Origin of the sequence: Pseudomonas sp. CAN1 (genome assembly GCF_030462585.1) — a bacterium.
In the GTDB taxonomy this organism is placed as follows: Bacteria; Pseudomonadota; Gammaproteobacteria; order Pseudomonadales; family Pseudomonadaceae; genus Pseudomonas.
On the sequence record NZ_JASMRU010000008.1, the window covers coordinates 45,412 to 71,512 of the forward strand.

A 26,101-nucleotide genomic window follows, 5' to 3' on the forward strand; every position below is an offset into this window, starting at 1 on the left:
GGAAGCGCATGAGTCTGCAACTGATCTGGGTCCTCGCCCTGCTCGCCACCGCCGTCGGGCTGTTCGTCATCAACCGCCCGCGCATGGACGTGGTCGCCCTGCTGGTGATGGTCGCCCTGCCGCTGTCCGGCGTGCTCAGCGTGCAGGAGTCACTGGCCGGCTTCGCCGATCCCAACGTCATCCTGATCGCCGCGCTGTTCGTTATCGGCGAGGGGCTGGTGCGCACCGGTGTGGCCTACCGCATCGGCGAATGGCTGACCCGCCGCGCCGGCGCCAGCGAGACGCGCCTGCTGGTGCTGCTGATGCTCGCCGTGGCCGGGCTCGGCTCGGTGATGAGTTCCACCGGCGTGGTCGCCATCTTCATCCCGGTGGTGCTGAGCATCGCCGCGCGCCTGCACGTATCGCCGCGCCGGCTGATGATGCCGCTGAGCTTCGCCGGGCTGATCAGCGGCATGCTCACCCTGGTCGCCACCGCGCCCAACGTGGTGGTGCACAGCGAGCTGGTGCGCGAGGGCTCGAAGGGTTTCGGCTTCTTCAGCTTCACGCCGTTCGGTCTGGTCGTACTGGTGTTCGGCGTCGGCTACATGCTGGTGGCGCGGCGCTGGCTGGGCGATGACACCGGCGACGACGGGCAGAGCGTCAAGCGCCGCACCCTCGGCGACCTGATTCGCGACTACCAGCTCGCCGGCCGCGAGCGCCGCCTGCGCATCCGCCCCGATTCGCAGCTGGTGGGCAGGAGCCTGGGCGACATCGAACTGCGCGCCCGCGCCGGCACCAACGTGGTGGCCATCGAGCGCATGGTGCACTTCCGCCTGAAGATCCTCAGCCCCAGCGCCAACATCGTGCTGCACGCCGGCGACGTGCTGCTGGTGGACATCTACGGCGAGCGCAACGACCTGCTCGGCATGTACCACGAGTTCGGCCTGGAGCCACTGAGCCTGCAGGGCGACTACTTCACCGAGCGCGCCCATGAGGTGGGCATGGCCGAGGTAACCATGCCGCCGGAATCCGTGCTGCTGGGCAAGAGCGTGCTGGACCTGGAGTTCCGCAGCCAGTTCGGCCTCAACGTGGTCGGCCTGCGACGCAACCGCGAGGCGCTGGTGGAAGGCCTACTGGACGCCAAGCTGAAGGTCGGCGACACCCTGCTGGTGATCGGCGGCTGGAAGGAAATCCGCCAGCTGCAGGCGCGCGCCCGCGACTTCCTGGTGCTCAGCCTGCCAGCCGAGGTGGACGAAGCCGCCCCCGCGGCCAGCCAGGCGCCCCACGCGCTGTTCAGCCTGGCGGTGATGGTGATCCTTATGGTCAGCGGGCTGGTGCCCAACGTCATGGCGGCGCTGATCGCCTGCCTGCTGATGGGCTCGTTCCGCTGCATCGACATGGACAGCGCCTACCGCGCCATCCACTGGCAGAGCCTGCTGCTGATCGTCGGCATGCTGCCCTTCGCCCTGGCGCTGCAGAAGACCGGCGGCATCACCCTGGCGGTGAATGGGCTGGTCGGCGCCCTAGGCGGCGCCGGGCCCTACGCCATCCTCGCCAGCCTGTTCGTGCTCACTGCGGTGATCGGCCTGTTCATCTCCAACACCGCCACCGCCGTGCTCATGGCGCCGGTGGCGATCGCCACGGCCAAGGCTCTGGGCGCCTCCCCGGAAGCCTTCGCGATGATCGTCGCACTGGCCGCTTCGGCCGCCTTCATGACGCCGATTTCCTCGCCGGTGAACACCCTGGTGCTGGGCCCGGGGCGCTATCGCTTCGGCGATTTCGTCAAGGTTGGCGTACCCTTCACGATTCTGGTGATGATCATCAGCGTTGTGCTGGTACCCTGGCTGCTGCCGCTGTAGCCGTCCATTTAAAGATCGCCAAGGATTCGTCTCGATGGAAGTGAGCAAGACCAAAAGCAGTTTCTACCGCCGCCTCTACGTGGCCTGGCTGATCGACAGCGGCACCGCCACCAGCGTCCCGGCGCTGATGGAGGCCACCGGCATGCCCCGGCGCACCGCCCAGGACACCCTGGCCGCGCTGGCCGACCTGGACATCGACTGCGCCTTCGAACAGCACGACGGCGAGCGCAACAACGCCGGCCACTACCGCATCCGCGACTGGGGCGCCATCGATCCACGCTGGATCGCCGCGCACCTGCCGCGGATCAAGGACATCCTGCAGTATCCCTGAGCCCGCCCGCATGCTTGCCGTCCCCCCCGCCCTCTGGCGCTTGCGCCGACTGATCCTGCTGCTCGCCTTCGCCCTGGTGCTGGTCCTGCTCTACCGGGCCAGCGGGCTGCACGAGGAATTCAGCCTCGACTACCTGCGCAGCGAGCTGACCGACAACCGCCTGCGCGGCCTGCTGCTGTTCGTCGGCCTGTTCGCGCTGGGCAACCTGCTGCACATCCCCGGCCTGCTGTTCCTCGCCGCCGCGGTGCTGGCCATGGGCAAGCTCTGGGGCGGGCTGATCACCTATTGCGCGGCGGTGTTCTCCTGCGGCTTCACCTTCCTGATCATCCGCGCCGTGGGCGGCAACGGCCTGCGCCTGCTGAACAACAAGGTCACCCGCGCGGTGTTCCGCCACCTCGACCAGCGCCCGGCGACCAGCGTGTTCCTGTTGCGCCACGCCTTCATCACCTCGCCGACGCTGAACTACAGCCTGGCGCTATCAGGCATCGGCTTCTGGCCCTACATGCTCGGCACCCTGCTCGGCCTGCCGATCCCGCTGCTGCTCTGCTGCCTGCTGTTCGACCGCCTGGGCAACGTGCTGCTCGGCTGAAGCGCGCATCTGTGGGAAAATCGCCCTCCGCTTCCCTGCCCCGCGCGCCCTCATGTCGAAAGCACCCAGATCGCCCAAACGCCCCGCCGCCCCGGCCAAGCCTGCCCAGCCCCTGCGCGACCCCGCCACCAAGCGGCCGAACCTGCTGCATCCGCGCAACCGCCACCAGGGGCACTACGACTTCCCGGCGCTGATCGAGGGCTGCCCGGAGCTGGGCCGCTTCGTCATCACCAACCCCTATGGCAAGCCGAGCATCGACTTCGCCAGTCCCGAGGCCGTGCGCGTGTTCAACCGCGCGCTGCTGAAGGCACAATACGGCATCGGCCAGTGGGACATTCCTGCCGGCTTCCTCTGCCCGCCGATCCCTGGCCGCGCAGACTACGTGCACTACCTGGCCGACCTGCTCGCCGAGGAAAACGGCGGCAACGTGCCACGCGGTCCTGAAGTGCGCGTGCTGGACATCGGCGTCGGCGCCAACTGCATCTACCCGCTGATCGGCCACCGCGACTACGGCTGGCGCTTCCTCGGCTCGGACATCGAAGCGGCCGCCCTCGCATCAGCCCACGCCATCGTCAGCGGCAATCCGGGCCTTGCCGAGGCTATCGAGTTGCGCCAACAGCACGACCCCAAGCACATCTTCCGCGGCCTGCTCGGCGCCGATGAGCGCTTCGACGCGACCCTGTGCAACCCGCCCTTCCACTCCTCGCCGGAAGAGGCCAGCAGCGGCAGCCGGCGCAAATGGAAGAACCTCGGCAAGCTCGACCCCTCGCGCCAGCTGCCCAAGCTGAACTTCGGCGGGCAGAGCAACGAGCTGTGGTGCGAAGGCGGCGAGATCGCCTTCCTGCGCAAGCTGGCAGCGGAAAGCGCCGAGGTCGGCCAGCAGGTGCGCTGGTTCAGCTCGCTGGTGTCCAAGGCCGGCAACCTCGACGACTTCCGTCGCGCGCTGAAGAAGGCCGGCGCCATTTCCATTCGCACTGTGGACATGGCCCAGGGGCAGAAACAGAGCCGCTTCGTGGCCTGGACCTTCCTCGAACCGGAACATCGCCGCTACTGACTCATACCGCCAGCGCCCCACGTCCCCGAAGCAAAGCCCCCGAGCACAACCGTAGGGCGCATAACGCGGCACGCGTTATCCGCCGTCAACCACCGCGTATGGACCAGCGGATAACCGCAAACGGTGATTCGCCCTACGCCTCAGCGACGAGTGCCGGAGCCCGCTCCCGCCCCAGCAGCACGAATACCAGCCCGGCAACGATCAGGGTCACGCCCGCCAGCACTTCCAGCACCCGGCTGAACACCGCGACGTAATCGCTGCGCAGTTGCTCGGGTGCCAGCTGGGGCAACTGCTCGACCACCGCCGCCAGGTTGCCGATGGCCAGCTGGTTGGCGCTCATCAGTCGCTCCGTCGTGGCCAGGCCCAGTGGCTCTAGTTGCGCCGCGATCAGGGTCGCCAGCAAGGCGCCAACCACGGCGATGGCCACCGCATCGGCGGAGACCCGCACGGTGTTGAAGATGCCTGTCGCCATTCCGGCTCGCTCACGCTCGACCACGCTCACCGCCAGGCCGTCCATCAGCCCCCAGGGCAGACCGATACCAATGCCGATCAGCAACAACGGCATATCCGGCGCGGCACCCGTCGCCAGGTTGCGCGCCAACCACAGCAGCCCGCCTGAAACGATCAGCAGGCCGAACGCCGAGAGGCTGCCAGCGCTGAAGTGCTTCGCCAGCAGCGCCGCCAGAAAAGGCACCACCAGCAGCGGCGCCGACAGCGCCAGCATGGTCCAGCCGGCCTGCAACGCACCCTGCCCTTCGATGCCGATGAAGCGCCCCGGCAGCAGCACGATCAGCACCACGTAGGCGAACGCTGGCGACGCACCCAGCAGTTGCACGCCAACGAAACGCCATTGGCTGAACAGCGACAAGTCCAGCAACGGCCGCTGCACACGGCGCTCGACGGCAACGAACACGACCAGCAATACGCCGCTCAACACCAGCGTGGCGATCACCGCGAAGCTAGCCCAGCCCTGCTCCGGCGCCAGCAGCAGGCCATAGGTGAACAGGCTGAGTGCGGCGGTGAAGCTCAGCGCGCCGGGCCAGTCCAGGCCATGCGCCTGCGGGTCGCGGGTTTCGCGGCAGAAGCGCACGACCACCGGCACCGAGGCCAGCGCGCACACCGCCGGCACCAGGAACACCCAGCGCCAGCCCGGCCCATCGGTGAGCCAGCCGGCAAGCAGCGGGCCGAAGGCCAGGCCGACGCCGAAGGTGGTGCCCAGCAGACTGAACACCCGCGTACGGATCGGCCCGTCGAACTCCTGCGCCAACGCTGCCATGGCGGCGGCGAAGGCCGCCGAACCGCCCGCGCCCTGCACCAGGCGCAATACGTCGATGGCCGCCACCGAACCGGCCAGCGGGATCGCCAGGGTGGTCACGCAGAACAGCGCCAGGCCGATCAACCAGATGCGCTTGCGCCCGTAAACGTCGGCCAGGCTTCCGGCCGCCATCATCGCCGCGCCGTAGGCCAGCACGTAGCCGTTGACGATCCAGTTCAGCGCCACCGCCGAACCGCCGAGCTCGTGGGCAATGGCCGGCAGCACCACGGCCGGGCCGGTGAAGCACAGGGGAATCAGCACCGCCGTCAGGCTGGCGGCGAGCAACAGCAGCCAGCGCGAGGCCTCGGAGCGGTTTTCAGGGGTGTCGTGGGAAGGGTTCATGGTGGGTCCGCAATCAATCGAGGAAGACCGGCCCAAAGCTAATCAACCCGGTATTGCGGAAAAACAGGCTAGGATTCCGAACAAAACGGACATAAATGTCCGCAATCGATCTCTCATCGCGCGGCACAATGGCGGCCCGCCCGCACGGAATCCCAACCATGGACAGCCTCAACGGCCTGCGCGTGTTCCTCCAGGTCGCCGACTCCCTGAGCTTCGCCCAGGCCGCGCGCCTGCTCGGTCTCTCCGCCTCGGCGGTGGGCAAGAGCATTGCGCGCCTCGAAGAACGGCTGGGCGTACGCCTGTTCCACCGCAGCACACGCAGCCTGAGCCTCTCCAACGAAGGCCAGCTGTTCCTCGAACGCTGCCGGCGCATCCTCGACGAGCTGGAAGCGGCGGAGCAGGAACTGGCGCTGTCCACCCAGCAGGCCCGCGGCCGCCTGAAGATCAGCATGCCGCTGGTGGCCGGGCTGCTGCCGCAGGTGCTGCCGGAATTCCTCCGCTGCTACCCGCGCATCCAGCTGGACATCGACTTCACCGACCGCCTGGTGGACGTCATCGAGGAGGGTTTCGACCTCGTGGTGCGCGGCGGCGAACTGCGCGACTCGCGGCTCAAGGCGCGCAAGCTGGGCGACTTCAGCCTCATGCTGGTGGCCTCGCCCGGCTACCTGCGCCAGTACGGCACGCCGCGGCGGCCAGCGGACCTCAACCAGCACCTGTGCCTGCACTACCGCTACCCGAGCAGCGGGCTGGTGCAACGCTGGCCGCTGCAGCTCGCCCCCGGAGAAGCGGAGCCAAGCCTGGACGGCGGGCTGATCTGCAACACCGCCGACATGCTGATCAACGTCGCCAGCCAGGGCATGGGCATCGCCTGCCTGCCCGACTTCGCCGTGCGCGGCGCACTGGCCGAAGGCAAGCTGGTGCAGGTACTAGCCGAGCACACCACGCACCTGGGCAGTTTCCACGCGCTGTGGCCCGCGGGCCGGCGCATGCCGCTGAAGCTGCGGGTGTTCCTCGACTTTCTCGGCGACCGCCTGTTCGTCACCCGTTGAGAGTGGGCCCACAGTCAGCTCAGCGGATGAACTGCCTGCTGATCTCGCGGAAGACTTCCGTCCCCGCGCGCTCCAGCCACTCGAAGGCGACCATTTCCCGCGAGACGATCACCGCGCCGGCCTGACGCATCCGCTCCAGGGCCAGCGCCTTGTCCTGCGGGCGGCGCGAGCCGACGGCCTCCGCCACCACGAACACCTCACGGTCTTCCGCCAGCAGGCCGAGCACCGTCTGCAGCACACAGACGTGCGCCTCGGTGCCACACACCACGAACTGCCGGCGCTCGCCGCCGGGCCTCTGCAACAGGCCGGGATCGGTGACGGCGGAGAAGGCGATCTTCTCCAGCACCTCGCCCTCGGCCAGCTCGTCGCGCAGCGCCGGCAGCGTCGGGCCGAGGCCCTTGGGGTACTGCTCGGTGGCCAGCACCGGCACGCCCAGCCGCCGCGCGACGGCCAGCAGCCAGGCGCTGTGTTCGAGCACCGTCTCGTTGTCGTGGATGGCCGGGAACAGGCGTTCCTGGATGTCGATGATCAGCAGGCAGGCGGTTGGCGCGCGCATCAGCATGGCAAGGCTCCTCGCAGGTCGAGCCTGTGTTTTCGACTCAGGAGCCGGTGCTGTCAACCTGTACGCGGCGCATCTCCTCGGCGAGCACATCGGAATAGACCGCGTCAGGCTGCTGCTGGCAGCGCTCCAGCACCTGCGGCAGAGCGGCGTCGAAGCGCTTGCCGATCAGCCGGTTCTTCTCCACATCCAGCTTGCCGCTGAGCTGGGCGAGCAGCAGCGCGCCGCTGGTCATGCGGAAGGTCGCCAGTTGATCCAGCGGCCGATCGGGGTAGGCCTGGTGGAACTCCGCGTACTGGCTGCTGATGGCGCTACAGGGCTGGGCGAGGAGTTCGCGCACAGTGTTCGCCAGGCTCTCCTCGGGGTTCCCCGCGGCCTTGTCCGAAGGCAGCATCGGCGTGCCGGCTTCGGCCTGCTTGAACTCGAAGGTCTTCACCACCTGCCGTGGCGCGGGATATTTGACGGTCGGCTGCCAGGGCTCGAAGCGCCATTGGGAGACACGTTCGCGCACGGCTTCGGCCAGCGCAGGGTTGCTCGACTCGACGATCTGCACGTTGGCGACCTCGCCGCTGACCTCGATCTCGAAGCTGGTCTTCACCCGGCCATCGATGCCGCGCGGCTGGAACTGCTGCGGGTATTCCGGCGCAGCCATGTAGCGCGGCACCAGGCGCGGCGTCTCGTCCTTCGGCGCGCTGCTGCAGGCGCTCAGCGCCGCCGCTGCCAGCAGCAAGGCGAGGCGCCCGATGCCAGTCGTTGTGTCCATATGCTTCGCTCCTGAAAGTCCTTTTTCGTCAGGGGCGCGATGGTAGCCCCGCGCTGCTTTGCCTCACAAGCCGCGTTGCCCCTTGGCAGGCGCCGCTCAAGCACGCACCCTATGCGGCGCCAGAACAACACAACAACGAGCCTGGGAGACAAGGGAACATGGGCAAGAGCATCAGCATCGCCGCGCGTGACGGCAGCGGCAGCTTCAGCGGTTATCTCGCGGTACCGGCCAGCGGGCACGGCCCCGGCGTGGTGATCGGCCAGGAGATTTTTGGCGTCAACGCCAACATGCGCAGCATCGCCGACAGCTATGCCGAAGAAGGCTATGTCGCCCTGGTCCCTGACCTGTTCTGGCGCCTGCAGCCGAACCTGGAGCTGGGCTACAGCGAGGCCGAGTTCGGCCAGGCCATCGGCCTGTTCCAGCGCTTCGACGTGGACAAGGGCGTGGACGACATCGCCGCCGCCATGGACGCCCTGCGTGCCCTGCCGGAGGTCGCGGACCGTGGCATCGGCTACGTCGGCTTCTGCCTGGGCGGCAAGCTCGCCTACCTCACCGCCACGCGCACCGACGCTGCCTGCTCGGTGGGCTACTACGGCATGGGCATCGAGCAGATGCTCGACGAGGCGCAGAACATCCAGGGCCGCCTGGTGCTGCACTTCGCCGAGCAGGACGTGTACTGCGACGCCAGCGCCCGCGCCGCCATCGGCGAAGTCCTCGGCAAACTGCCGAAGGCGGAAATCTACAGCTACCCCGGCGTCGACCACGCCTTCGCCCGCCCGGGCGGCATGCACTTCGACAAGCCCGCCGCGCTGATGGCCCACGAGCGCAGCATCGGCGCACTGAAGCGCGAGATCGGTCCGGACTTCGACCTGTCGCAGCTGTGGGAAGACCACATCCACCACGAATTCGCCGCCCGCGACGTGCCCGCCACCATGGCGACCATGGTCGCCCAGCCCTATGTCAACCACATCCCGACCATGACCGGCGGCGTCGGCCAGGACGAACTGGCGCGCTTCTATCGCAACCACTTCGTCCACGGCAACCCGCCGGACATGAAGCTGGTGCCGATCTCCCGCACCGTCGGCGCGCTGCAGGTGGTGGACGAATTCGTCATGTGCTTCACCCACACCAGCGAGATCGACTGGATGCTCCCCGGCGTGGCGCCCACCGGCAAGTACGTGGAAATCCCCATGCTCGGCGTGATCCGCTTCCGTGGCGACAAGCTGTGCCACGAACACATCTACTGGGACCAGGCCAGCGTGCTGGTGCAGATCGGCCTGCTCGACCCCGCCGGCCTGCCGGTGGCCGGCGTGGAGACGGCGAAGAAGCTGCTCGACGAGAGCCTGGAATCCAATACCCTGATGAGCAAATGGAAGGACAGCGAAGGCCGCTGAGCCTCCTCGATGAACCCAAGGAGCACCTGATGCACAGCATAGGGAAATGGACCTGCGCCGCACTGCTGGCAATTGCCGGCAGCGCCGGTGCGGCGGAGCGCAGCGCGCAACCCTGCACCGACGCCACCCTGCAGACCCTGGCCGGCCTGCTCGGCCAGCAGGGCTGGCAAGTGCCCGGGCCGGACGCCAGCACGCCGGTAGTGGCGGCTGCCTGCAAGCCCTGGCCGGACGATCCGAAACTCGAAGTGGTGGCCGTCGCCTACAGCAAGGCAGGCGACAACACCGAGTCGGGCGAGCGCAGCCTCAACCTGCTGGTCGGCCAGCTCGATACCGGCAACGGCAAGCTGGTGACGCGCAACGATGACAGCATCGAAGAGGACGCCATGGTGGAGATCGACAGATCGAGCCTCTGGCTCGACACTGCGCGTTATCGCCTGGCACCGGAGGTGCGCGGCTTCGGCCTGATCATCGGCAGCGTGGCGCGCGGCGCGAGCTGCCCGGACGCTTGGTCCTACGACGACTTCAGCCTCTACGCGCCGCAGGGCGACCAGTTCAAGCCAGTATTCCGCACCTACCTGCGGCAATGGACGACGCTCGAAGGTGTGGTCTGCGGCAGCGACAGCAAGCTGGTTACCGAACGCTCGCAACTGACCCTGGACATGGGCAAGGCCAGTCACCATGGATTCGCCGACCTGATCGTGACCTCGAAGGTGCAGCGCGAGCAGGACGGCGAAGACGTCGGCGCGCCGAAGACCGTGCGCAAGACCGTCAGCTACGACGGCACGCGCTATCCGTTCGAGGAGTTCTCCACCTTCTGGCAGAGCAACCCGGCCCGGTAGGAGCGAACTCCGTCCGCGATAGGTGTCCGGCGTGCCTCGGTCTTTCCCATTCCGGCAGCCATAAAAAACGCCGTGTCCCTGGCAGGAGCACGGCGTTCTTTCTAACAGCTCAAGGCTCAGTGCCCGGTGTTATCCCCACGGCGACTGGTCTCGAACAGGAACCAGGTGCGCTGTTCGGTCTCGTCGATCCAGTTCTCGATCAGGCTGGCGGTGGCGATGTCATGGTACTCGTCGCACAGGTCATGGACCTCGCGCATGTAGGAGGTCAGCGATTTATTGTCCTCCTGCAGCTCGGCCAGCATGTCCAGCGGCTGGACGAACTCGGCATCGTTGTCGAGGATGCGCTTGAGCCGCGCGATGTGGCCGATGGAGCGAATGGTGTTGCCGCCTATCTTGCGGTTGCGCTCGGCAATCGCATCGGTCATCGCGAAGATTTCGGTGGCGTGGTCGTCCAGCAGCAGGTGGTAGTCGCGGAAGTGCGGACCGCTGACGTGCCAGTGGAAGTTCTTGGTCTTCAGGTACAGGGCGAACACGTCCGCCAGCAGGCGGTTGAGCGCGGCGGATAGATCGCGGGTGGCGAGTTTGCTCAGGTCCGACGGCGTGGCCAGCGCCGGAGCACGGCGCGGCACAACCTTGGCGGCAGCCGGTTTGGCGGCTGGCTTGGCAGCGGCAGGCTTCGCAGCAGCAGCCTTTGCCGCAGCGGGCTTGGCTGCTGCAGTCTTGGCGGCCGGCTTGCTGGCCGCAGGTTTTGCGGTGGAAGGCTTGGCGGCGGCAGGTTTGGCTGCCGGTTTGCTGGCCGCTTTCGCAGCCGGCTTCGCGGCGGGTTTAGCCGCTGCGGGTTTCTTCGGAGCCGATGCGGATTGCTTCATCACAAATCACCTCTACGAAAGATCACGTGAATGCCGACTTGGGCAGATACGGCTGCGTTGCGCGGTCTTGAGCCTATCTCGCCCTGCGTCGATTGCAAGTTGACAGCACTGCGCCGCACGCGTTCCGACGGATGTGGCTCAATCGTGGATCGGCTTGCGGAAGTACACGACGCGCTCGGTTTCGATGAACCCCAGGGCACGATGCAAGGCATGGCTGGCGGTGTTGTCGAGGGCCGCGTCGGAAGCGAAACCCACGCAGCCTTGCGCGCGGCCCCAGGCCTGCACCACCCGCACCAGAGCCCGCGCCACGCCTTGCCGGCGGGCGTCTTCACGGACGTAGATACCTTCGAGGAAGAGCACCGGCGAGCCGTCCGTGCCATTCACGTAATCGCTGCGCACCGAGGCTTCCGCCAACCCAAGCGCCCTGCCCTGCTCATCGCGGAGCAACCAGGCGCCGAAGCGTTGCGGCTGCGCGAGAATGTCGCGCGCCTCTTCGAAGAATTCCTCGGCGTGATCGCCCGGCCAGAGTTGCAGGCGCAGGTCGATCCAGTCGGCGAGATCGTTCTCGTCGCAATGGCGCACCGACATGTCCATCAGGCTTTCTCCGACTCGATTCGCTCCGGGTTGTACCGGAAGCGCGCGTCGAGCTGGCTGTAGCCCATGCCGACGCCCTTGTGCACCTTGAGCTGCACCGGGATGCGCTCCTTCAGCGCCTCGACGTGGCTGATCACGCCGATGGTCTTGCCGCTGGCGTTGAGGCTGTCGAGGGCATCCAGTGCGACCTCCAGGGTCTCGCCGTCGAGGGTGCCGAAGCCTTCGTCGAGGAACAGCGAATCGATGCTGGTCTTGTGGCTGACCAGGTCGGACAGCGCCAGCGCCAGCGCCAGGCTGACCAGGAAGCTCTCGCCGCCGGACAGCGTCTTGCAGTCGCGCGCGGTGTCGCCCTGCCAGGTGTCCACCACCTCCAGCTCCAGCTCACCGTCGCTGCGCCGCGCCAACTGGTAACGGCCGTGCAGGCGCTGCAGCTGGCGGTTGGCGAGGTGCACCAGATGATCGAGGGTCAGGCCCTGGGCGAAGCGCCGGTAACGCGCGCCATCGGAGGCGCCGATCAGGCTGTTGAGGCGCTGCCAGAGGTCGTGCTCCTCCTCCTGCCGGGCGATTGCGGCGAACAGGCTCTGCTGGCTGGCGCGGCGGTTGTCGTCACCCTGAAGCTGGGCGCGAATCTCGCCCTGGCGCTGGCCGAGTTCACGCAGCTGCGTGGCGAGTGCCTGCAACTGCTGGTCGAGCTCTTCCAGCGGCAGTTCGCCGTGGGGCTCGGCCTGCAGGCGTTCGACGTCCTGAGTCGCGGCAGCACGCAGGGTGACGGCTTCGGTGATGGCGGTTTCCAGACGCTGACGCAGCTGGCTGAGTTCGCTGCGCTGGGCATCATCCAGCAGCGCGGCGAGGTAAGCCGATTCATCGGCAAAGGGACTCGTCGCCAGTGCCTGCTGCCAGCTCGCCAGACGCTCGGCCAGGCGCGCCTGCTCCTGTTCCATCCGTTCTGCCAGCGATTGCTCGCGGCCCTGCAAGGCGTCGGCCTGGCGCTGGGCGGCAGCCAGTTGCTCCTCGGCGTGCGCCAGTGCCTGCTGCGGCGCGGCATGGGTTGCCAGTGGCTGGCGCGCATCGAAGCCTGCGGTCTGCCAGCGCTGCTGCCATTGTGCGGCGAGCTGTTGCGCCGCATGGGCAGCCTGCTCGGCATCACGCTCGGCCGTGGCCAGTTCCTGGCTGCGCTGCTGATCCCGCTGCCATTGCTGCCATTCCGCCGTGCGCTCGGCCAACCACTGCTCGCCGTCTTCCGGCACGTCGTAGCCGAGCTCACCCAGCGCGGTTGCCAGTGACTGGTCCTGCTGTTGCAGGTCCGTGCGTTGAACCGCGAGTTGCTGCGCACGCTCTTCCTGGCGCTGGCGTTCGTGGGTCTGCTGCTGGTCGAACAGCGCCAGTTGCTGCGCTGCCTCGGCGTGGTCGCGCTCGGCGCGCTGGCGTTGATGTTGCGCCTGTTGGAGCTGGACACGCTGCCCTTCCAGCGTTTTCAGTTGCTGCTGCAGGGCGGCCAGCGACGCCTCATGGCGCGCACGTTCAGCGCCGAGCTGCTGGTCGTCCGGCAGCGCGAGACCCTGCGCTTCACATTGTTGCTGCCACGCTTGCTGGTGCTGCACCAGCGCTGCCTGGGCTTCATCCATTTGGCGCTGGCCTTGCTGCAATTGCGCATCCAGCTCGGCCAACTCGCCGCGCAGGGCGATGCCCTGGCTTTCCAGTTCGGCCAGCTGTTGGCGCGCCTGCTCCAGCGCCTTCTGCGTAGAGGACACATCCAGCGCCTGGTAAGCCGCCACCGCCGGGTGTTCATGCGAGCCGCACAGCGGGCAGGCTTCACCGGGCTGCAACTGCGTGCGCAGGTGTTCCAGCTGATGGATGCGCTGCTCCTGCTGCAGGAGTTTTTCCTTGTCGGCGAGCTGCTGCTTGGTCGCCTGATAACGCTCGCGCAGCGCGACGATGGCCGTGTCGCGCTCGGTCTTTTTCTGGCGCAGCGCATCCAGCTCGGGCTGCCAGCGCGCAACTTGCGCGGCGGCCTGGGCGCGGGTCTGGGCCAGTTGTTCCAGACGGTCGAGCCCACGGCTTTGCAGCTGCGCCTGTTGCAGATGCTCACGCAGGTCCGCTTCCGTGGCACCACCGAGCAAGGCATCGAGCTGCTGCTGATGCAGCTTCTCCTGCGTGCCGGCCGCGTCGAACTGCTCCTGCATGAAGGCGACGTTGCCCTGTAGCGTCTGCCGCTGCGCAGTCGCTGCCTGCAATGCCTGATCGGCCGCCTGCGCCTGCCGCTGCAAGTCGTCGATGGCCTGGGCCAGGCGCGAGCGCTGGGCGAACTGCGCGCGCCAGCCGCCGAGCAGCTCGCCCAGTTTCGCGCGCTGCGGATGCTGGGCGAGTCGCACCTGGAGTTCCTGGCGCTGCTCGCTGACGGCCTTGTACTCAAGCTCACGCGCACCCTGCGCCTGCTGCGCGTATTGGCTGGCTGCCCAGAGGGCCTGGGCAACCGCTTCGCGGTTGGTTGCCTGCTGTGTGCGATTGTCCTCCAGCGCCGCGCGGCCCTGTTCGACGCTCTCGTGGCTGCTGCGCCAAGCCTGGTGCAACGGCTGCAAGCGGGCGGCGGGCTCACTGTCCGCCAGCCGTTGCAGATCGGGCTGCGCCTGCTCCAGCGCCTGGCGTGCGCCGATCTCCTTCGCGCCGGCCTGCTCGACCTGTTGCTGCGCGCGGGTCAGGTCCTCGCGCCAGCGACGCTGTGCCTGGAGGGCTGCGTGCTGGGCCTGCAAGGCGGTTTCCTGCACGGCGGCATCGCGGCCCTGCTGCTCCAGTTCGCTGCGCTGTTCAGCGCTCAGCAGTTCGAAGCCATCGGATCGAGCTTTAAGTTGGTCCAGCGCAGCTCGCATCTCACGAGTTCGATCAAATACGCGCTTGGAAATCAGCCCATAGATTTCCGTGCCGGTGAGTTCCTCCAGCAGCTCCGCGCGCTGGTTGGCGTTGGCTTCGAGGAAGGCGGCGAAACCGCCCTGGGCCAGCAGCATGGATTTGGTGAAGCGCTCGAAGTCGAGGCCGGTCAGCGTCTCGGTCTGCTTCAGCTTGTCGTTGATCTTGTCGGTGAGGATCTGCCCCTCGCCAGTGGCGCGGTCGATGCGCACCAGCTCCACCTTCGGCGCCTGCAGCGCGCCTTCGGCCTTGTCACGGGCGCGGCGCTGGCTCCAGAAGGCGCGGTAAGGCTGACCCTTCACCTCGAATTCCACCTCGGCGAGGCAGTCGGCGGTGTGCCGGGTCATCAGCTCGTTGCCGCTCTGCGACAGCACGCTCATGCGCGGCGTACGGTGGTAAAGGGCGAGGCAGATGGCATCGAGCAGCGTGGTCTTGCCCGCCCCGGTCGGCCCGGTGATGGCGAACAGGCCGTTGCCGGCGAAGGGCTCGGCGCTGAAGTCGATCTTCCATTCGCCCTTCAGCGAGTTGAGGTTCTTCAGGCGCAGGCTGAGGATTCTCACGGGCGCTCCTCCTGCAGTTCGGCGACGACTTCCCGGTAGAGCCCGGTCAGACGCTCGCGCAACGGCGCCTCCAGGTCCTCGGCGTCCAGGCGCTGGCGGAACACGTCTTCGGGGCTGAGTTCGTCGAGGGTTTCCTTGGCCTCGCTGAACAGCGTCGCCTGTGAAGTACCGCGCTCGCGGCGGGTGCGCAGGACGATCACCGGCAGCTCCTCGCAGAGCTTCTCGACGCGCAGCTGGATGTCGGTCAGGTAGTCGTCGGTGTGCACCATCACTTCCAGCCAGACCGGCTGCTCCGCGCTGCCTTCGCGGGCGACGCGGGCCAGTTCGGCGGGCAGCTCGGCAAGGCTGCCGGACACCGACTTCAGCGGCTGGAAGCGCGGCACCGGCAGCACAGTGACGCTTTGCAGGCCGCTGTCATCCAGGTCCACCAGCAGCACTTCCTTGCCCTGGGTCGCCTCGTCGAAGCTCAGCGCGATGGGCGAGCCGCAGTAGCGGATGTGCTCCAGGCCGCCGACCTTCTGCGGCCGGTGGATGTGGCCGAGGGCAATGTAGTCCGCCGCCGGGAAGGCGCTGGTGGGGAAGGCCTCCAGGGTGCCGACGTAGATTTCCCGCACCGATTCGCTGGCGCTGGCACCGACCGTGGTGAGGTGGCCGGTGGCAATGATCGGCAGGTGCCGGCCGAGCTTTTCCCGCTCGGCCTCGGCGCACTCGAACAGCTCGCGGTAGTGCATCTGGATCGCCTGTTGCAGGGCCAGCTGCTTGTCCTGCGCACTCTGCCCGGCCTGGCTGGTGAGCACGTCGCGCGGGCGGATGAAGGGGATCGCGCAGAGGATGGCACCGGGCTGGCCGTCACGTTGCGGCAGCACCAGCAACTGGCGGTCGAGGTCGGTGCCGACGGCGGCGATCACCTGGGTATCGAGGCAGGCCAGCAGGTCGCGGGACTCTTCCAGCATCGCCACCGAGTCGTGGTTGCCACCCAGCACCACCAGGCGCGCGCCGGTATCGCGCAGCTCGACGATGAAGCGGTTGTACTGCTCGCGGGCATAGCTGGGCGGCGCGCCGGTGTCGAACACGTCGCCGGCGATGATCACCGCATCCACGGCCTGCTCGCGCACCTGTTCGACCAGCCAGGCGCAGAACGCCTGGTGCTCGGCCTCGCGGCTCTTGCCCATGAAATGCTGGCCCAGGTGCCAGTCGGAGGTGTGGAGAATGCGCATGCCGTGAAGTCCGCAGCCGTATTTCGAGGCTTGCGATGATAGCGGCTTCCGCCTTCGCCATGGCGGATTCGCCGGCCGCCCTCGCCCAGGCTGGCTATCTTTTCAGGACAGCACCTCGCCACAAGGACTTTCCATGCAACGCCTTCTGAACATGCTCAAGGACCTCGCCATCCTGGTGCGCGCCAACCTCTGGCTGGTGCCGGTGCTGGCCGCGCTGGTCGCTGCGGTCTTCTACTTCGTCGCCCCACCGCCACCGATGAGCGCCACCCTGGCCACTGGCGCGCCGGGCGGCGGCTACGCAGTGTTCGGCCAGCGGCTGAAGGAAGAACTGGCCAAGCAGGGCTTCGACCTGCAACTGGTGCGCACCGCAGGCTCGCGGGACAACCTCGGCAAGCTGCTGGATGGCAAAAGCGGCGTGGACCTGGCGCTGGTGCAGAGCGGCCAGGAGCAGCAGCTCGAAGCCAAGCAGCGCGCGCATCTGCAGACCCTCGGTGCGATGTTCCAGGAGCCACTGTGGCTGTTCCAGCGCCGCGAAGCGAAGATCGACCGCCTGGCCGACCTGCTCAACCTGCGCGTGGCCATCGGCAGCGCCGGCAGCGGCACCGAAGCGGTGACCGAGGCCATCCTCAAGGCCAACGAGATTCCCACCGACCCGCTGCCCGCCGGCTGGCAGGCCCACGGCGGCAACGCCGTGGCCAACCAGTTGCTGGCCGGCGAGCTGGACGCGGCCTTCTTCGTCGGCCCGGCGGAGAACCCGCTGGTGCAGCGCCTGGCCGCCAGCCCCGAGCTCAAGCTGACCGGCTTTCGCCGTGCCCACGCGTACGAGGCGCGGATTCCCTTCCTCAAGCGCGTCGACGTCAGCGAGGGGCTACTGAACCTGGCGCAGAACGTACCGGACCAGGACCTGGCCACCCTCTCGCCGGTCGCCACCCTGGTGGTCAACGGCGACTTCCACCCGGCGCTCACTCCGCTGATCCTCGAAGCGGCACGCACGGTGATGAAGAGCGGCACCCTGCTCGACCCGGCCGGCGCCTTCCCCAGCGCCGAGCCGCGCACCCTGGCCCTGCAGGAAGACGCCGAGCGCTACTACAAGAGTGGGCCGCCGCTGCTGCAGCGCTTCCTGCCGTTCCGCATCGCCTCCCTGGCGGACCGCTACATCATCCTGCTGATTCCCTTCATCGCCATTCTCATCCCGCTGCTCAAGTCCATCGGCCCGCTGTACCGCTGGCGCATCCGCGCGCGCATCTACCGCTGGTACCGCTACCTGCGCGAGATCGACCGGCGTCTCGACGAACGCACCGGCAGCGCCGAGCTGAGCACCGAGATCGAACGCCTGGAGCAGCTGGAGGCCGAGCTGGCCAAGGTCGAGGTGCCGCTGTCCTACTACAACGAGCTTTACGAGCTGCACCTGCACCTGAACTACGTGATCCGCCGTTTGCGCCAGCTGCGCCGCAACCGCCGCGAGCGCGACGAGGGGCTGGTGCCGGCGGATTGAGCCGACAGCGGCATGGGAATCCACTGCAGCCGATGGACGCATGCAGCACCTGTAGTAGGTTGTAGTATCTTGTAGTAATAGCCACTACACCCCATGCCACTACACCCGAGGTGCTCCATGCCCGTCATGTCCCTGCGCCTGTCGGACGACCAGTCCGAAACCCTCGCCAAGCTGGCCGAGGCCACCGGTCGCAGCAAGAACTTCCTTGCCGCCCAGGCGCTGGAGGAATACCTGGCCCGCGAATCCTGGCAGATCGGCGAAATCCAGCAGGCAATAGCCGAGGCGGATGCCGGCGACTTCGCCAGCGACGCCGAGGTAAAGGCCATTCTCAACAAGTGGGCGCGCGATGCGGATTGAGTGGCTGCGCAACGCCCTGCGCAACCTCGACAGCGAAGCCAGCTATATCGCCCAGGACAACCCCGCAGCAGCGCGGGCCTTCGTCAGTGCCGTACTGGCCGACGTCGAACTGCTCGCAGCCAACCCTGCAGCCGGGCGCGAAGGCCGTGTGCCCGGCACCCGCGAATGGGCGATGAGTGGTCATCCCTACCTGATCCCCTACCGTATTCGCGGGGGCCGCTTGCAGGTGCTGCACATCTTCCATACCCGCCGCCTGCCACCGGTTCGCTGGTAAGCGTCGCGCATCCCGCCGCCGGGTCGGGTAAACTCTGGCGTTTTCCAATCCGCCCGCCCCGCCGCCGCTTCGATGCGCGCGGCGCCGCCGGCACTGAACATCCGGGTCCGCCATGCCGATTCGTCACGCCATCGTCCACCTGATCGACAAGAAGCCCGACGGCAACCCCGCGACGCTGCACGCGCGCGACGCCGAGCTGGGCGACTCCCAGGCCATCGAGAACCTGATGGCCGACCTCAACGAGAGCTACAACGCCAAGCCGAACAAGGCCTGGGGTCTGTTCCAGAGCGAGTCCGGCGCCTACCCGTTCAGCGGCTGGCTGAGCGAGTACCTGGACAGCGGCAAGGACTTCGTCGCCTTCTCCAAGCAGGCGGTGGAGCACCTGAAGACGCTGATGGAAGAATCCAACCTCTCCACCGGTGGCCACGTGCTGTTCTGCCATTACCAGCAGGGCATGACCGACTACCTGTCCATCGCCCTGCTGCACCACAGCGAAGGCGTGGCGGTGACCGACGCGCTGGAAGTGACCCCGTCGCGCCACCTGGACCTGGGCCAGCTGCACATGGCCGCGCGGATCAACATCTCCGAGTGGCAGAACAACAAGACGTCCAAGCAGTACATCTCGTTCATCAAGGGCAAGGGCGGCAAGAAGGTCTCGGACTACTTCCGCGACTTCATCGGTTGCACCGAGGGCGTCGACGGCCCGAGCGAGACGCGTACCCTGCTCAAGGCCTTCAGCGACTTCGTGGAAAGCGAAGACCTGCCCGAAGAACAGGCCCGCGAGAAGACCGACGTGCTGGTGGACTACGCCACCAGCCAGGCCAAGATCGGCGAGCCGATGGCCCTGGACGCGCTCTCCGAGCTGATGGACGACCAGGCGCCGCGCGCCTTCTACGACTACATCCGCAACAAGGACTACGGCCTGTCGCCGGAAATCCCGGCGGACAAGCGCACCCTCAACCAGTTCCGCCGCTTCACCGGCCGTGCCGAGGGGCTGTCGATCAGCTTCGAGGCGCACCTGCTGGGCAGCAAGGTGGAGTACGACGAGGCCCGCGACATGCTGATCATCCGCGGCCTGCCGACCCAGTTGCAGGACCAGCTCAAGCGTCGCAAGGACTGAGGTCCGTGCGCTGACGAAAAAGCCCATCTCGCGATGGGCTTTTTTGTGCCTGACGATTTATCGCTGGGCGGTTCGCGAGCAAGCTCGCTCCTACGAAAAGCACGCCGATGCCTACCTGTAGGAGCGAGCTTGCTCGCGAACCCGCATTGCAGAGGACTCAGCAGGCCCAGTCGATTTTCATGTCGCGAAAATCCAGCTGGGCGTTGCCGCTGCCGAAGTTGTAGCCGCCCAGGTATTCCTCGAAGCCGATGTAGAAGGCGCTGACATCCGGCATGCCCTGCACCGGGCGCATGGTGCCGCCGATGTGGTTGGGCTGGTGGCCCTGGCTCCAGGGGTGTTCGCGGTAATTGTCGCGGTGGATGTCGTTGTTTTCCCAGTAGTAGAACTGCTGGTAGTCGGTCTCGCCGTATTCGTCGGGCTTGATCCCGGCATTCGGGTCGCTGGCGCGTGGGGTCCAACGCAGCAGGTAGCGGACGTCCAGGCCCGGCTGGGGGATGCCGCCGAACAGCCGGTGGAGGAAATCCCCTTCGCGCACGTGCTCGGTGAAGCTGCTGGCTGAGCCGCCCTTGAGCCACAGGGGCGCTTCGGTTTCCGCCAGCAGGGCGTTGCCCGCCGGCAGTTGCGGCGGCTGGCAGGGCGCACCGTTGAATTCGGCCTCGGTCAGCAGGATCACTGCGTAAGCGCCACCGAGGATGTCTTCCATGCGGTGCAGGCGCGGGTGGCTGGCGCGGCCGGCCTGCCAGAACGGCAGCAGCTGCGCATCAGTCGGAGCCTGCTCGCCCGGCGAGACGATCTGTTCGGCAATGCCATCCACGCTGTTCGGGCCGCCGTCGTTCTGGTCCGGAGAGAGCGAGAAGAAGCTCAGCGCGACGATCTCCGGCCCATGCACCCGGTAGTCCTCGGGCAGGCGCAGGGTGAAGCCGTGCATCAGCGGGTAGCCGGTGTCCGGGTCCAGCGGCCACTGCTCGGGCGTGATGCCCGGCGGCAGGCCGAAGCACCAGCCTTGGAGTTCCTCTCCGGCGGCGGGGGTGGAGTGTTTCAGCAGTTCGAGATCGTAGGCGTGCATGCGCGGCGTCCTTTGTCGTGCAATGAGAGATGCACCTTAGACGCCCGTTGCAGGCACCTCAAGCGACCAGCGCACAGTCCTCCCGGCCGGGTGGGCACCGCCAGTGCGGCGGCGCCCAGGCTGGATCAGAGTGCGCGGATGGCGAAGCCGATGCGCGGGAAGTGCACGTGGACGGTGCCGGCGCGCGGGTCCTCGCGGCGCAGCACCAGGCTTTCCAGTCCGGCATGCACCAGCTCGCCTTCCACCGGGTCGCAGCCGTAGTCGGTGGCGGCGATGGCCACACGCTGGCCGATCTGCAAGCCGTTGGGATCGACGAAGCCGTCCTGCGGCAACGCCGCCGGCTGGCTGTCGCGGGCTACATTGATGGCCTCCTCGGCGCTCATCTCACTGGGCGAGCCATGGCCGAAGCCGAGCACGCGGCCGAGCCAGGCACTGACCGCCGGGTAGGCGTCCACCAGCGGCGAGGTCACCGGCGTGGCCTTGACGAACCACAGGCAGTGGGCCAGGGAGAAGTCGGCGATGGAGGGCTCGCCGAAGAGGAAGTCGCCCTCTTCGCGGGACAGCTGCTCCTCGATACGCGCCATGAACGCCGGCCACTGGTGCTTGGCCTGTTCAGCCGACAGCTTGCTCGCCGTGCCGCCGCTGAACAGCTGGCTGCGGTCGGCGACGAAGGCCTTGAGGAATTCCGGCGGCAGCTTGCCGAAGCGCATGGCGATGGATTCGGGCTGGAACACCAGGCTGACGGCATGCTGGAAGATCACCGAGTCGACCCACAGGGCGAAGCTCGCGCTGGTGAATTCATGGCCTTCCGGGAACAGAGCCGGCACGGCCTTCTCCTGCTCCAGGCGGCGGGCAATCAGCGCGGTGTCGCAATAGATGTCGGCGCCGACCTGCAGCACCGGGGTCTTGCGATAGCCGCCGGTGAGCGGCATCAGGTCCGGCTTGGGCATCAGCGGCGGGATGTGCACCGAGCGCCAGGACAGCTGCTTGTAGCCCAGCATCAGACGCGCCTTCTCGGCGAAGGGCGAGGTCGGGTAGTGGTGCAGGATCAGCTCGGACATGGGTGGCTCCTGGGGGGCTCTTGGATGGCTTCGCCGCCCAGCTTAACCGCTCGCCCCGGCCCCTCACAGCGCTCCCCATGAATGATGGGGTATCAGGCTTCCTGGCAGCCGCTGCGGCGGACGATGATCCTGCGGTACTGCGCCTGCGGCGCGTTCTGCCCTTCGAGTGCGTCGAGGAAGGCCTCCGGGCGGTCCATCGGCAGGCTGGTGAGGAAGGCGGTCTCCAGCTCCCACCAGCGCGACGCCAGCAGGCGCTCGATGATCTGCGGCGAATGGCGGTAGCGCACCACCCTGGCCGGAGTGCCCACCACCACGGCATAGGGCGGCACGTCCTGGGTGACCAGCGCGCGGGTGCCGACTATGGCCCCGGTGCCGACCTTCACGCCCTCCATGATCATGGCGCTATGGCCGATCCAGACGTCGTGGCCGATCTCGGTAAGGGTCTGCGGTGGGTCGTACCGCAGCGCCGCAACCTCGTGCTGGAACGGATGGGTGCTCACCCAGTCGCTGGGATGAGTGTTCTTTTCCTGGCCGATGTAGCAGTCCGAACCGATGGAGCAGAAGCGGCCGATGGAGCTGACCAGGTTCAGGTGGCCACCGCTGCGCACGTAGGAGTGCGCACCGATTTCCAGGCGCGCCGGCGTAATGCGCAGGGCGCCGATTTCGACGCGCTCTTCCATCACCAGCGTGGTCCGGCTGCCCAAGCCCGCCGGCCCTTCGGCGAGCTTGCAGCCATGGCGGCGAATCCAGCGCTTCCACCAATGGTTCTTCAGCGACTTCACGAACGACCTCAAGGCAGGCCCGCCACGCTCGGGAGCGCCATGGGCGGGCGAATCAGCTATATCCGGGGCGTAGCGCCCGCGGCGGGAAGCCGGCAGCCTAGCGTGCTGAAGAGAAAAATCCCACAGATAACGACCGGAACGTCCTACAACCAGGAACGACTCAGCAGACGGCAGGTTCCGCTGCCACCAGTGCTGGAGGCTGGGCGATGACCAGCGCCTCCTTGGCCTTCTTGGTCAGCGCCTTGATCGCCCGCTCGCGGCGCAGGGCGTCGCCCTTGCCGGGGCAGGCCTCTACGTAGACCAGCGCCTGGGCCGGGCTGGAGTGGAAGAAGCGCGCGCCCTTGCCGGTGCGGTGGGTTTCGAAGCGGCGCTGGGCGTCATCGCTGATGCCGCAATAGAGCGCGCCGTTCTCGGCGCGCACCAGGTAGACGAACCAGGGTTTGGGTGCGGCGACGGTCACGACGCCCAGACCCGCGCCTGCATGCGGTCGCAGTAGGCGACCAGGCGCTCGTAGCTGCGCGCCATGTCGTTGAGCGGGGTTTCCAGGGTGCTGAGGATTAGGTTGGCCAGCACGCCGTAGGTGGCGGCATCAGCGCTGCACGGCTTGGCGCCGCCGAAGTACGGCAGGTCACCGAGCATGCCGTCGAGGGCTTCGAGGTCATCGCGGGCAAAGCCCAGCAGTTCCTCGCGGCTGTGGCGCAGCAGGCCGCGGCCCTTGAGGTCGCCGCGGATCTTGCGTTGCAACATGGCGCCCACCACTGGCCGCAGCGGTGCGGGCACGCCACGGAACATCACATCTTTCACCTGGCGGAAGCCCTGCTCGTCGAGCCAGCGGAAGTACACCAGCAACGGCACCAGGTGCTCGTCGCACAGGCGGGTGATCGACACCGCCCAGCCACGGCCGCGGGCGTCGAGGCCGGCGTCGAGGTCGAATTCGTAGTACTGCTGCAGGGTGCGCATGATGATCGCCGTGTCGGCGATCGACTTCCCGTCCAGGGTGATGAAGGGCAACTTGCCCTTGGGGCCCTTGCGCGGGTCCATCACGTGCTTGATCTGGTACTCCAGCCCGGCGAGGCGGAGGAAGGTCTCCAGCTTCAGGCAGAAGGGGCTGACGTTGGGTACGTTGAAGGCGGGCGGGAACTGGAAAAGTGTGATCATGGCGGCGTCCGGCTTTCAGTCGCCTGTCATTTAAGCCTATCCCGCCGCCACGGGCGAGCCTTGCGGCCCGCTTCAGGCCTTCGCCGGCTGGCGCTGGCGGTACAGCGCGAGCCCTTTGGCGGCCTGTTTGCGGATCGCCGCCTGTACCGGAGACGCCCAGCCCAGTAGGGCTCCCTTGGCGCCGAGGGCCTGCCGCGACCAGCGCCAGAGGTCGAAAGTGTCGACGTGTCGGCAGATCTTCCCGTCGCGGAATTCGAAGCGCGCCTGGATGCGATTGACCACACGGCGACCGGTCTGGCTGAAGGTATAGGACGCCACCCAGCGTGCGGAACCACGCGTGTCATCTGCTTCCACGCCCTCATAGGTGAGCGAGAAATCCTCGGCGCGGGCGGTGAGCATGCGCCACATGTCGCCGGCCTCGGCGCCGTGCAGGYCGGTGAATACCGGGTCGCTGAACTGCACGTCGGCGCTGTAGCACGCGGCCATGGCATCGCCATCGCGGCGCTGGAAGGCCTGGTAGAAGCGTTCGATCAACTGGGCGTTGGGGTGGGCCATGGCGGACTCGCAGCAGAGGGGATGGGCAGAGTTTCACGCGGGAGGCGACTGGACACCATTGGCAATATCGACAACATTATGATCAATAACGCCACTCTATCCCGCCACTGCAGAGCGAGACGCCATGTTCAGGATAGCCCTGTTCGTCTGCCCGCAAACCCTGTGTTCCAGCCTTGGCCTGGCCATGGACAGTTTCCACCTGGCCAACCGCCTGGCCGGTGAGCGCCGCTTCGAGGTGCTGCGGGTCAGCGCCGACGGCGCGCCGGTGTCACTGCCCTTCGGTCGCGTGGAAGTCGAGGGCGGCCTGGAGCTGGCCGCCCGCTGCGACCTGCTGCTGATCCCGGCGACCGGCGCGGACATCACCACCACCTTCGCTGCCAACCAGCCGCTGCTTGCCTGGATGCGCCAGGCGCCGGCCAGCGTGCAACTGGGCAGCCTGTGCAGCAGCGCCTTCCTGCTGGCCGAAGCCGGCGTGCTGGACGGCCGCCGCGCCACCACGCACTGGGCGCTGGAAGCGGCGTTCCGCGAACGTTATCCCCTGGTGCGCCTGGATATCGACGCCCTGTGCACCGACGACCACGGCCGCCTCTGCTCCGGCGGCGCCCAGGCTGGGCTGGACCTGTGCCTGTACCTGATCGAGCGCCACGCCGGCGCGGCACTGGCGCGGCGCGCAGCGGCGACCCTGGTGTTCGAGCATGGCCGCGGCCGCCAGCGGCGCTTCACCCCGCTGCTGCCCGACCCGCTACCGCCCGGCTCGCCGCTGGAGCCGCTGCTGGCCTGGCTGGAAGACAACTACGCGCAGCCCTTCGACCTGGCCAGCCTGGCGCAGCGCGTGCACTGCTCCACGCGCACGCTGTTGCGGCGCTTTCGCGAGCAGGTGGGGATGTCGCCGAACGATTACGTGCAACGCCTGCGCATTGCTTCGGCGCAGGAGGCGCTGGGTGATCCGGGCCGTTCCCTGGAGCGCATCGCCAGCGATGTCGGCTACGCCGACCGGGCGAGCTTTGCGCGGCTGTTCAAGCAGGTGTGCGGGGAGACGCCAGGAGCCTTCCGGCAGAGACTGATGGGGCGGCAGGCTTAACGCCCGACTTCACCCTGAAACGCTGTAGGAGCGTGGGGGACGCCTAGTTCTTGCTCGCCAACCATTTCCCGGCCACACCTGCGCTGGGCGGTTCGCGAGCAAGCTCGCTCCTACGAAGAGCTGATCAGTGGAACCACTCCATCGCCGTGCGCCATACGCAGACGCCGACGAAGTACGCAGAAGCCGCGAACCACAAGCCCAGCAGCCAGGACTGGTCCACCGGATGCTGGAGGATCAGCAGCGCGCTGCTGAGCATCCAGACGAAGGTCACGGCGATGTTCAGCGGCATGAACTGGCGTACGCGGAAGGGGTGCAGGAACTTCATGCGGGTCAGGGTCAGCGCAGCCAGAACCAGCACGGTGACGAAGCTCACCCAGGGGTTCAGGTCGAGCACGAAGAAGTACACCGCGACCACGTTCCACGCGGCCGGGAAGCCGACGAAGTAGTTGTCCTTGCTCTTCATGTTGACGTTGCAGAAGCAGAACAACGAGGACACCAGGATCAGCCCCACCGCCAGCAACTCGGTGTGCACCGGCAGCGGCACGTAGCGGTAGATGAAGATCGCGGGGATGAAGACGTAGGTCAGGTAGTCGATCACCAGGTCCAAGGTCGAGCCATCGAAGTGCGGCAGGACCGCCTTGACGTCGAACTTGCGCGCCAGGGTGCCGTCCAGGCCGTCCACCAGCAGCGCCGCACCCAGCCAGAGCAGGCAGGCCTGGGGCTTGTTGTCGACCAGCGCGAGGAGCGCCAGCAGCGCGAGGATGACACCGCTGGAGGTCACCGCGTGGGCGCCCCAGGCCTTGGCTTTGCTGAGGTTCAATGGCGATAGGATCAGGTTCACGTCGGCTCTCTTCCTTTGGACGGCGGATGCAGGGGAGCTATCTGAAACGGTAGCCCATCCCTGACAAACCACTGCACATGGGAACACCGATGGG

26 protein-coding genes are annotated in these 26,101 nt (G+C 67.3%); 12 read left to right on the top strand and 14 right to left on the bottom strand.

Annotation, left to right across the window (positions count from 1 at the left end; all coding sequences use genetic code 11):
- Positions 1-8: 8 nt before the first annotated feature.
- The 4 genes from QO207_RS13555 to rlmF are packed head-to-tail and all read left to right on the top strand — an operon-like array spanning position 9 to position 3,812.
- Positions 9-1,838: an SLC13 family permease gene (locus tag QO207_RS13555; RefSeq protein WP_301532900.1), complete on the top strand. Its 1,830-nt coding sequence runs from the start codon at positions 9-11 to the stop codon at positions 1,836-1,838.
- Positions 1,839-1,872: 34 nt separating this feature from the next.
- On the top strand, positions 1,873-2,169 hold the full coding sequence (locus QO207_RS13560; RefSeq protein ID WP_301532901.1) for a winged helix-turn-helix domain-containing protein: 297 nt from the start codon (positions 1,873-1,875) through the stop codon (positions 2,167-2,169).
- A 10-nt stretch (positions 2,170-2,179) separates the two neighbouring features.
- Positions 2,180-2,758: a VTT domain-containing protein gene (locus QO207_RS13565; protein WP_301532902.1), complete on the top strand. Its 579-nt coding sequence runs from the start codon at positions 2,180-2,182 to the stop codon at positions 2,756-2,758.
- A gap of 52 nt (positions 2,759-2,810) precedes the next feature.
- Positions 2,811-3,812: a 23S rRNA (adenine(1618)-N(6))-methyltransferase RlmF gene (gene rlmF / locus QO207_RS13570; protein WP_301532903.1), complete on the top strand. Its 1,002-nt coding sequence runs from the start codon at positions 2,811-2,813 to the stop codon at positions 3,810-3,812.
- Between the two features lie 133 nt (positions 3,813-3,945).
- Here rlmF and QO207_RS13575 read toward each other — a convergent pair whose 3' ends face one another.
- Positions 3,946-5,469, bottom strand: a complete 1,524-nt coding sequence (locus tag QO207_RS13575) for an MFS transporter (RefSeq protein WP_301532904.1) — start codon at positions 5,467-5,469, stop codon at positions 3,946-3,948.
- 158 nt (positions 5,470-5,627) lie between these two features.
- Between QO207_RS13575 and QO207_RS13580 the strand changes: the two genes are divergently transcribed.
- Complete coding sequence (locus QO207_RS13580) at positions 5,628-6,518, top strand: LysR family transcriptional regulator (protein WP_301532905.1); 891 nt, start codon at positions 5,628-5,630, stop codon at positions 6,516-6,518.
- Between the two features lie 19 nt (positions 6,519-6,537).
- Here the strand turns inward: QO207_RS13580 and QO207_RS13585 are convergent, their stop codons facing one another.
- On the bottom strand, positions 6,538-7,080 hold the full coding sequence (locus QO207_RS13585) for a hydrolase (RefSeq protein ID WP_301532906.1): 543 nt from the start codon (positions 7,078-7,080) through the stop codon (positions 6,538-6,540).
- Positions 7,081-7,117: 37 nt separating this feature from the next.
- Positions 7,118-7,840 (bottom strand): energy transducer TonB, encoded by a 723-nt coding sequence (locus QO207_RS13590; RefSeq protein ID WP_301532907.1) that lies wholly within the window; start codon positions 7,838-7,840, stop codon positions 7,118-7,120.
- Positions 7,841-7,998: 158 nt separating this feature from the next.
- Here QO207_RS13590 and QO207_RS13595 point away from each other — a divergent pair, with 158 nt between their 5' ends.
- Together QO207_RS13595 and QO207_RS13600 are read left to right on the top strand one after the other, a co-directional pair.
- Positions 7,999-9,234: a dienelactone hydrolase family protein gene (locus QO207_RS13595; protein WP_301532908.1), complete on the top strand. Its 1,236-nt coding sequence runs from the start codon at positions 7,999-8,001 to the stop codon at positions 9,232-9,234.
- A gap of 29 nt (positions 9,235-9,263) precedes the next feature.
- Positions 9,264-10,073 carry a hypothetical protein gene (locus QO207_RS13600; RefSeq protein WP_301532909.1) on the top strand — a complete coding sequence of 270 codons (810 nt, stop codon included), beginning with the start codon at positions 9,264-9,266 and terminating at the stop codon, positions 10,071-10,073.
- 116 nt (positions 10,074-10,189) lie between these two features.
- Here the strand turns inward: QO207_RS13600 and QO207_RS13605 are convergent, their stop codons facing one another.
- The 4 genes from QO207_RS13605 to sbcD form a co-directional block, all read right to left on the bottom strand.
- The gene (locus tag QO207_RS13605) at positions 10,190-10,942 is read right to left on the bottom strand and encodes a Dps family protein (RefSeq protein ID WP_301532910.1); all 753 of its coding nucleotides are present in this window, start codon (positions 10,940-10,942) and stop codon (positions 10,190-10,192) included.
- Positions 10,943-11,080: 138 nt separating this feature from the next.
- Complete coding sequence (gene aac(6'), locus QO207_RS13610) at positions 11,081-11,536, bottom strand: aminoglycoside 6'-N-acetyltransferase (RefSeq protein ID WP_301532911.1); 456 nt, start codon at positions 11,534-11,536, stop codon at positions 11,081-11,083.
- Positions 11,536-15,000 carry an SbcC/MukB-like Walker B domain-containing protein gene (locus tag QO207_RS13615; RefSeq protein ID WP_301532912.1) on the bottom strand — a complete coding sequence of 1,155 codons (3,465 nt, stop codon included), beginning with the start codon at positions 14,998-15,000 and terminating at the stop codon, positions 11,536-11,538. The genes aac(6') and QO207_RS13615 overlap by 1 nt, the downstream gene beginning before the upstream one ends.
- Positions 14,997-16,217, bottom strand: coding sequence for an exonuclease subunit SbcD (gene sbcD, locus QO207_RS13620; RefSeq protein ID WP_301532913.1), 1,221 nt, complete (start codon positions 16,215-16,217; stop codon positions 14,997-14,999). The genes QO207_RS13615 and sbcD overlap by 4 nt, the downstream gene beginning before the upstream one ends.
- 133 nt (positions 16,218-16,350) lie before the next feature.
- Here sbcD and QO207_RS13625 point away from each other — a divergent pair, with 133 nt between their 5' ends.
- The 4 genes from QO207_RS13625 to yejK all read left to right on the top strand — a co-directional run bounded on the left by QO207_RS13625 (position 16,351) and on the right by yejK (position 19,463).
- The gene (locus QO207_RS13625) at positions 16,351-17,712 is read left to right on the top strand and encodes a TAXI family TRAP transporter solute-binding subunit (protein ID WP_301532914.1); all 1,362 of its coding nucleotides are present in this window, start codon (positions 16,351-16,353) and stop codon (positions 17,710-17,712) included.
- Positions 17,713-17,829: 117 nt separating this feature from the next.
- Entirely contained in the window at positions 17,830-18,069 is a 240-nt protein-coding gene (locus QO207_RS13630; RefSeq protein ID WP_301532915.1) for a CopG family ribbon-helix-helix protein, read from the top strand.
- Positions 18,059-18,343, top strand: a complete 285-nt coding sequence (locus tag QO207_RS13635; RefSeq protein ID WP_301532916.1) for a type II toxin-antitoxin system RelE/ParE family toxin — start codon at positions 18,059-18,061, stop codon at positions 18,341-18,343. Before QO207_RS13630 ends, QO207_RS13635 begins: the two co-directional genes overlap by 11 nt.
- Before the next feature lie 112 nt (positions 18,344-18,455).
- A complete protein-coding gene (gene yejK, locus QO207_RS13640) occupies positions 18,456-19,463 on the top strand; it encodes a nucleoid-associated protein YejK (RefSeq protein ID WP_138216162.1) in 1,008 nt (335 codons plus the stop codon).
- Positions 19,464-19,620: 157 nt separating this feature from the next.
- Here the strand turns inward: yejK and QO207_RS13645 are convergent, their stop codons facing one another.
- The 6 genes from QO207_RS13645 to QO207_RS13670 form a co-directional block, all read right to left on the bottom strand.
- Positions 19,621-20,529, bottom strand: a complete 909-nt coding sequence (locus QO207_RS13645) for a hypothetical protein (protein WP_301532917.1) — start codon at positions 20,527-20,529, stop codon at positions 19,621-19,623.
- 125 nt (positions 20,530-20,654) lie between these two features.
- Positions 20,655-21,590, bottom strand: a complete 936-nt coding sequence (locus QO207_RS13650) for a glutathione S-transferase family protein (RefSeq protein ID WP_301532918.1) — start codon at positions 21,588-21,590, stop codon at positions 20,655-20,657.
- Positions 21,591-21,682: 92 nt separating this feature from the next.
- Positions 21,683-22,372 (bottom strand): CatB-related O-acetyltransferase, encoded by a 690-nt coding sequence (locus tag QO207_RS13655; protein ID WP_301532919.1) that lies wholly within the window; start codon positions 22,370-22,372, stop codon positions 21,683-21,685.
- A 160-nt stretch (positions 22,373-22,532) separates the two neighbouring features.
- Positions 22,533-22,832, bottom strand: coding sequence for a GIY-YIG nuclease family protein (locus tag QO207_RS13660; protein WP_301532920.1), 300 nt, complete (start codon positions 22,830-22,832; stop codon positions 22,533-22,535).
- Complete coding sequence (locus tag QO207_RS13665; protein ID WP_301532921.1) at positions 22,829-23,530, bottom strand: glutathione S-transferase C-terminal domain-containing protein; 702 nt, start codon at positions 23,528-23,530, stop codon at positions 22,829-22,831. Before QO207_RS13665 ends, QO207_RS13660 begins: the two co-directional genes overlap by 4 nt.
- 72 nt (positions 23,531-23,602) lie before the next feature.
- The gene (locus tag QO207_RS13670) at positions 23,603-24,085 is read right to left on the bottom strand and encodes a nuclear transport factor 2 family protein (RefSeq protein ID WP_301532922.1); all 483 of its coding nucleotides are present in this window, start codon (positions 24,083-24,085) and stop codon (positions 23,603-23,605) included.
- 124 nt (positions 24,086-24,209) lie between these two features.
- Here QO207_RS13670 and QO207_RS13675 point away from each other — a divergent pair, with 124 nt between their 5' ends.
- On the top strand, positions 24,210-25,166 hold the full coding sequence (locus QO207_RS13675; RefSeq protein WP_301532923.1) for a GlxA family transcriptional regulator: 957 nt from the start codon (positions 24,210-24,212) through the stop codon (positions 25,164-25,166).
- A 124-nt stretch (positions 25,167-25,290) separates the two neighbouring features.
- On the opposite strand, the gene pcsA is transcribed toward QO207_RS13675, so the two are convergent.
- On the bottom strand, positions 25,291-26,007 hold the full coding sequence (gene pcsA, locus QO207_RS13680) for a phosphatidylcholine synthase (protein ID WP_301532924.1): 717 nt from the start codon (positions 26,005-26,007) through the stop codon (positions 25,291-25,293).
- Between the last annotated feature and the right edge of the window lie 94 nt (positions 26,008-26,101).

Coding starts and splice junctions, on each gene's coding strand:
- QO207_RS13555 (WP_301532900.1), top strand. CDS start 9: ATGAGTCTGCAACTGATCTGGGTCCTCGCCCTGCTCGCCACCGCCGTC.
- QO207_RS13560 (WP_301532901.1), top strand. CDS start 1,873: ATGGAAGTGAGCAAGACCAAAAGCAGTTTCTACCGCCGCCTCTACGTG.
- QO207_RS13565 (WP_301532902.1), top strand. CDS start 2,180: ATGCTTGCCGTCCCCCCCGCCCTCTGGCGCTTGCGCCGACTGATCCTG.
- rlmF (WP_301532903.1), top strand. CDS start 2,811: ATGTCGAAAGCACCCAGATCGCCCAAACGCCCCGCCGCCCCGGCCAAG.
- QO207_RS13575 (WP_301532904.1), bottom strand. CDS start 5,469: ATGAACCCTTCCCACGACACCCCTGAAAACCGCTCCGAGGCCTCGCGC.
- QO207_RS13580 (WP_301532905.1), top strand. CDS start 5,628: ATGGACAGCCTCAACGGCCTGCGCGTGTTCCTCCAGGTCGCCGACTCC.
- QO207_RS13585 (WP_301532906.1), bottom strand. CDS start 7,080: ATGCTGATGCGCGCGCCAACCGCCTGCCTGCTGATCATCGACATCCAG.
- QO207_RS13590 (WP_301532907.1), bottom strand. CDS start 7,840: ATGGACACAACGACTGGCATCGGGCGCCTCGCCTTGCTGCTGGCAGCG.
- QO207_RS13595 (WP_301532908.1), top strand. CDS start 7,999: ATGGGCAAGAGCATCAGCATCGCCGCGCGTGACGGCAGCGGCAGCTTC.
- QO207_RS13600 (WP_301532909.1), top strand. CDS start 9,264: ATGCACAGCATAGGGAAATGGACCTGCGCCGCACTGCTGGCAATTGCC.
- QO207_RS13605 (WP_301532910.1), bottom strand. CDS start 10,942: ATGAAGCAATCCGCATCGGCTCCGAAGAAACCCGCAGCGGCTAAACCC.
- sbcD (WP_301532913.1), bottom strand. CDS start 16,217: ATGCGCATTCTCCACACCTCCGACTGGCACCTGGGCCAGCATTTCATG.
- QO207_RS13625 (WP_301532914.1), top strand. CDS start 16,351: ATGCAACGCCTTCTGAACATGCTCAAGGACCTCGCCATCCTGGTGCGC.
- QO207_RS13630 (WP_301532915.1), top strand. CDS start 17,830: ATGCCCGTCATGTCCCTGCGCCTGTCGGACGACCAGTCCGAAACCCTC.
- QO207_RS13635 (WP_301532916.1), top strand. CDS start 18,059: ATGCGGATTGAGTGGCTGCGCAACGCCCTGCGCAACCTCGACAGCGAA.
- yejK (WP_138216162.1), top strand. CDS start 18,456: ATGCCGATTCGTCACGCCATCGTCCACCTGATCGACAAGAAGCCCGAC.
- QO207_RS13645 (WP_301532917.1), bottom strand. CDS start 20,529: ATGCACGCCTACGATCTCGAACTGCTGAAACACTCCACCCCCGCCGCC.
- QO207_RS13650 (WP_301532918.1), bottom strand. CDS start 21,590: ATGTCCGAGCTGATCCTGCACCACTACCCGACCTCGCCCTTCGCCGAG.
- QO207_RS13665 (WP_301532921.1), bottom strand. CDS start 23,530: ATGATCACACTTTTCCAGTTCCCGCCCGCCTTCAACGTACCCAACGTC.
- QO207_RS13675 (WP_301532923.1), top strand. CDS start 24,210: ATGTTCAGGATAGCCCTGTTCGTCTGCCCGCAAACCCTGTGTTCCAGC.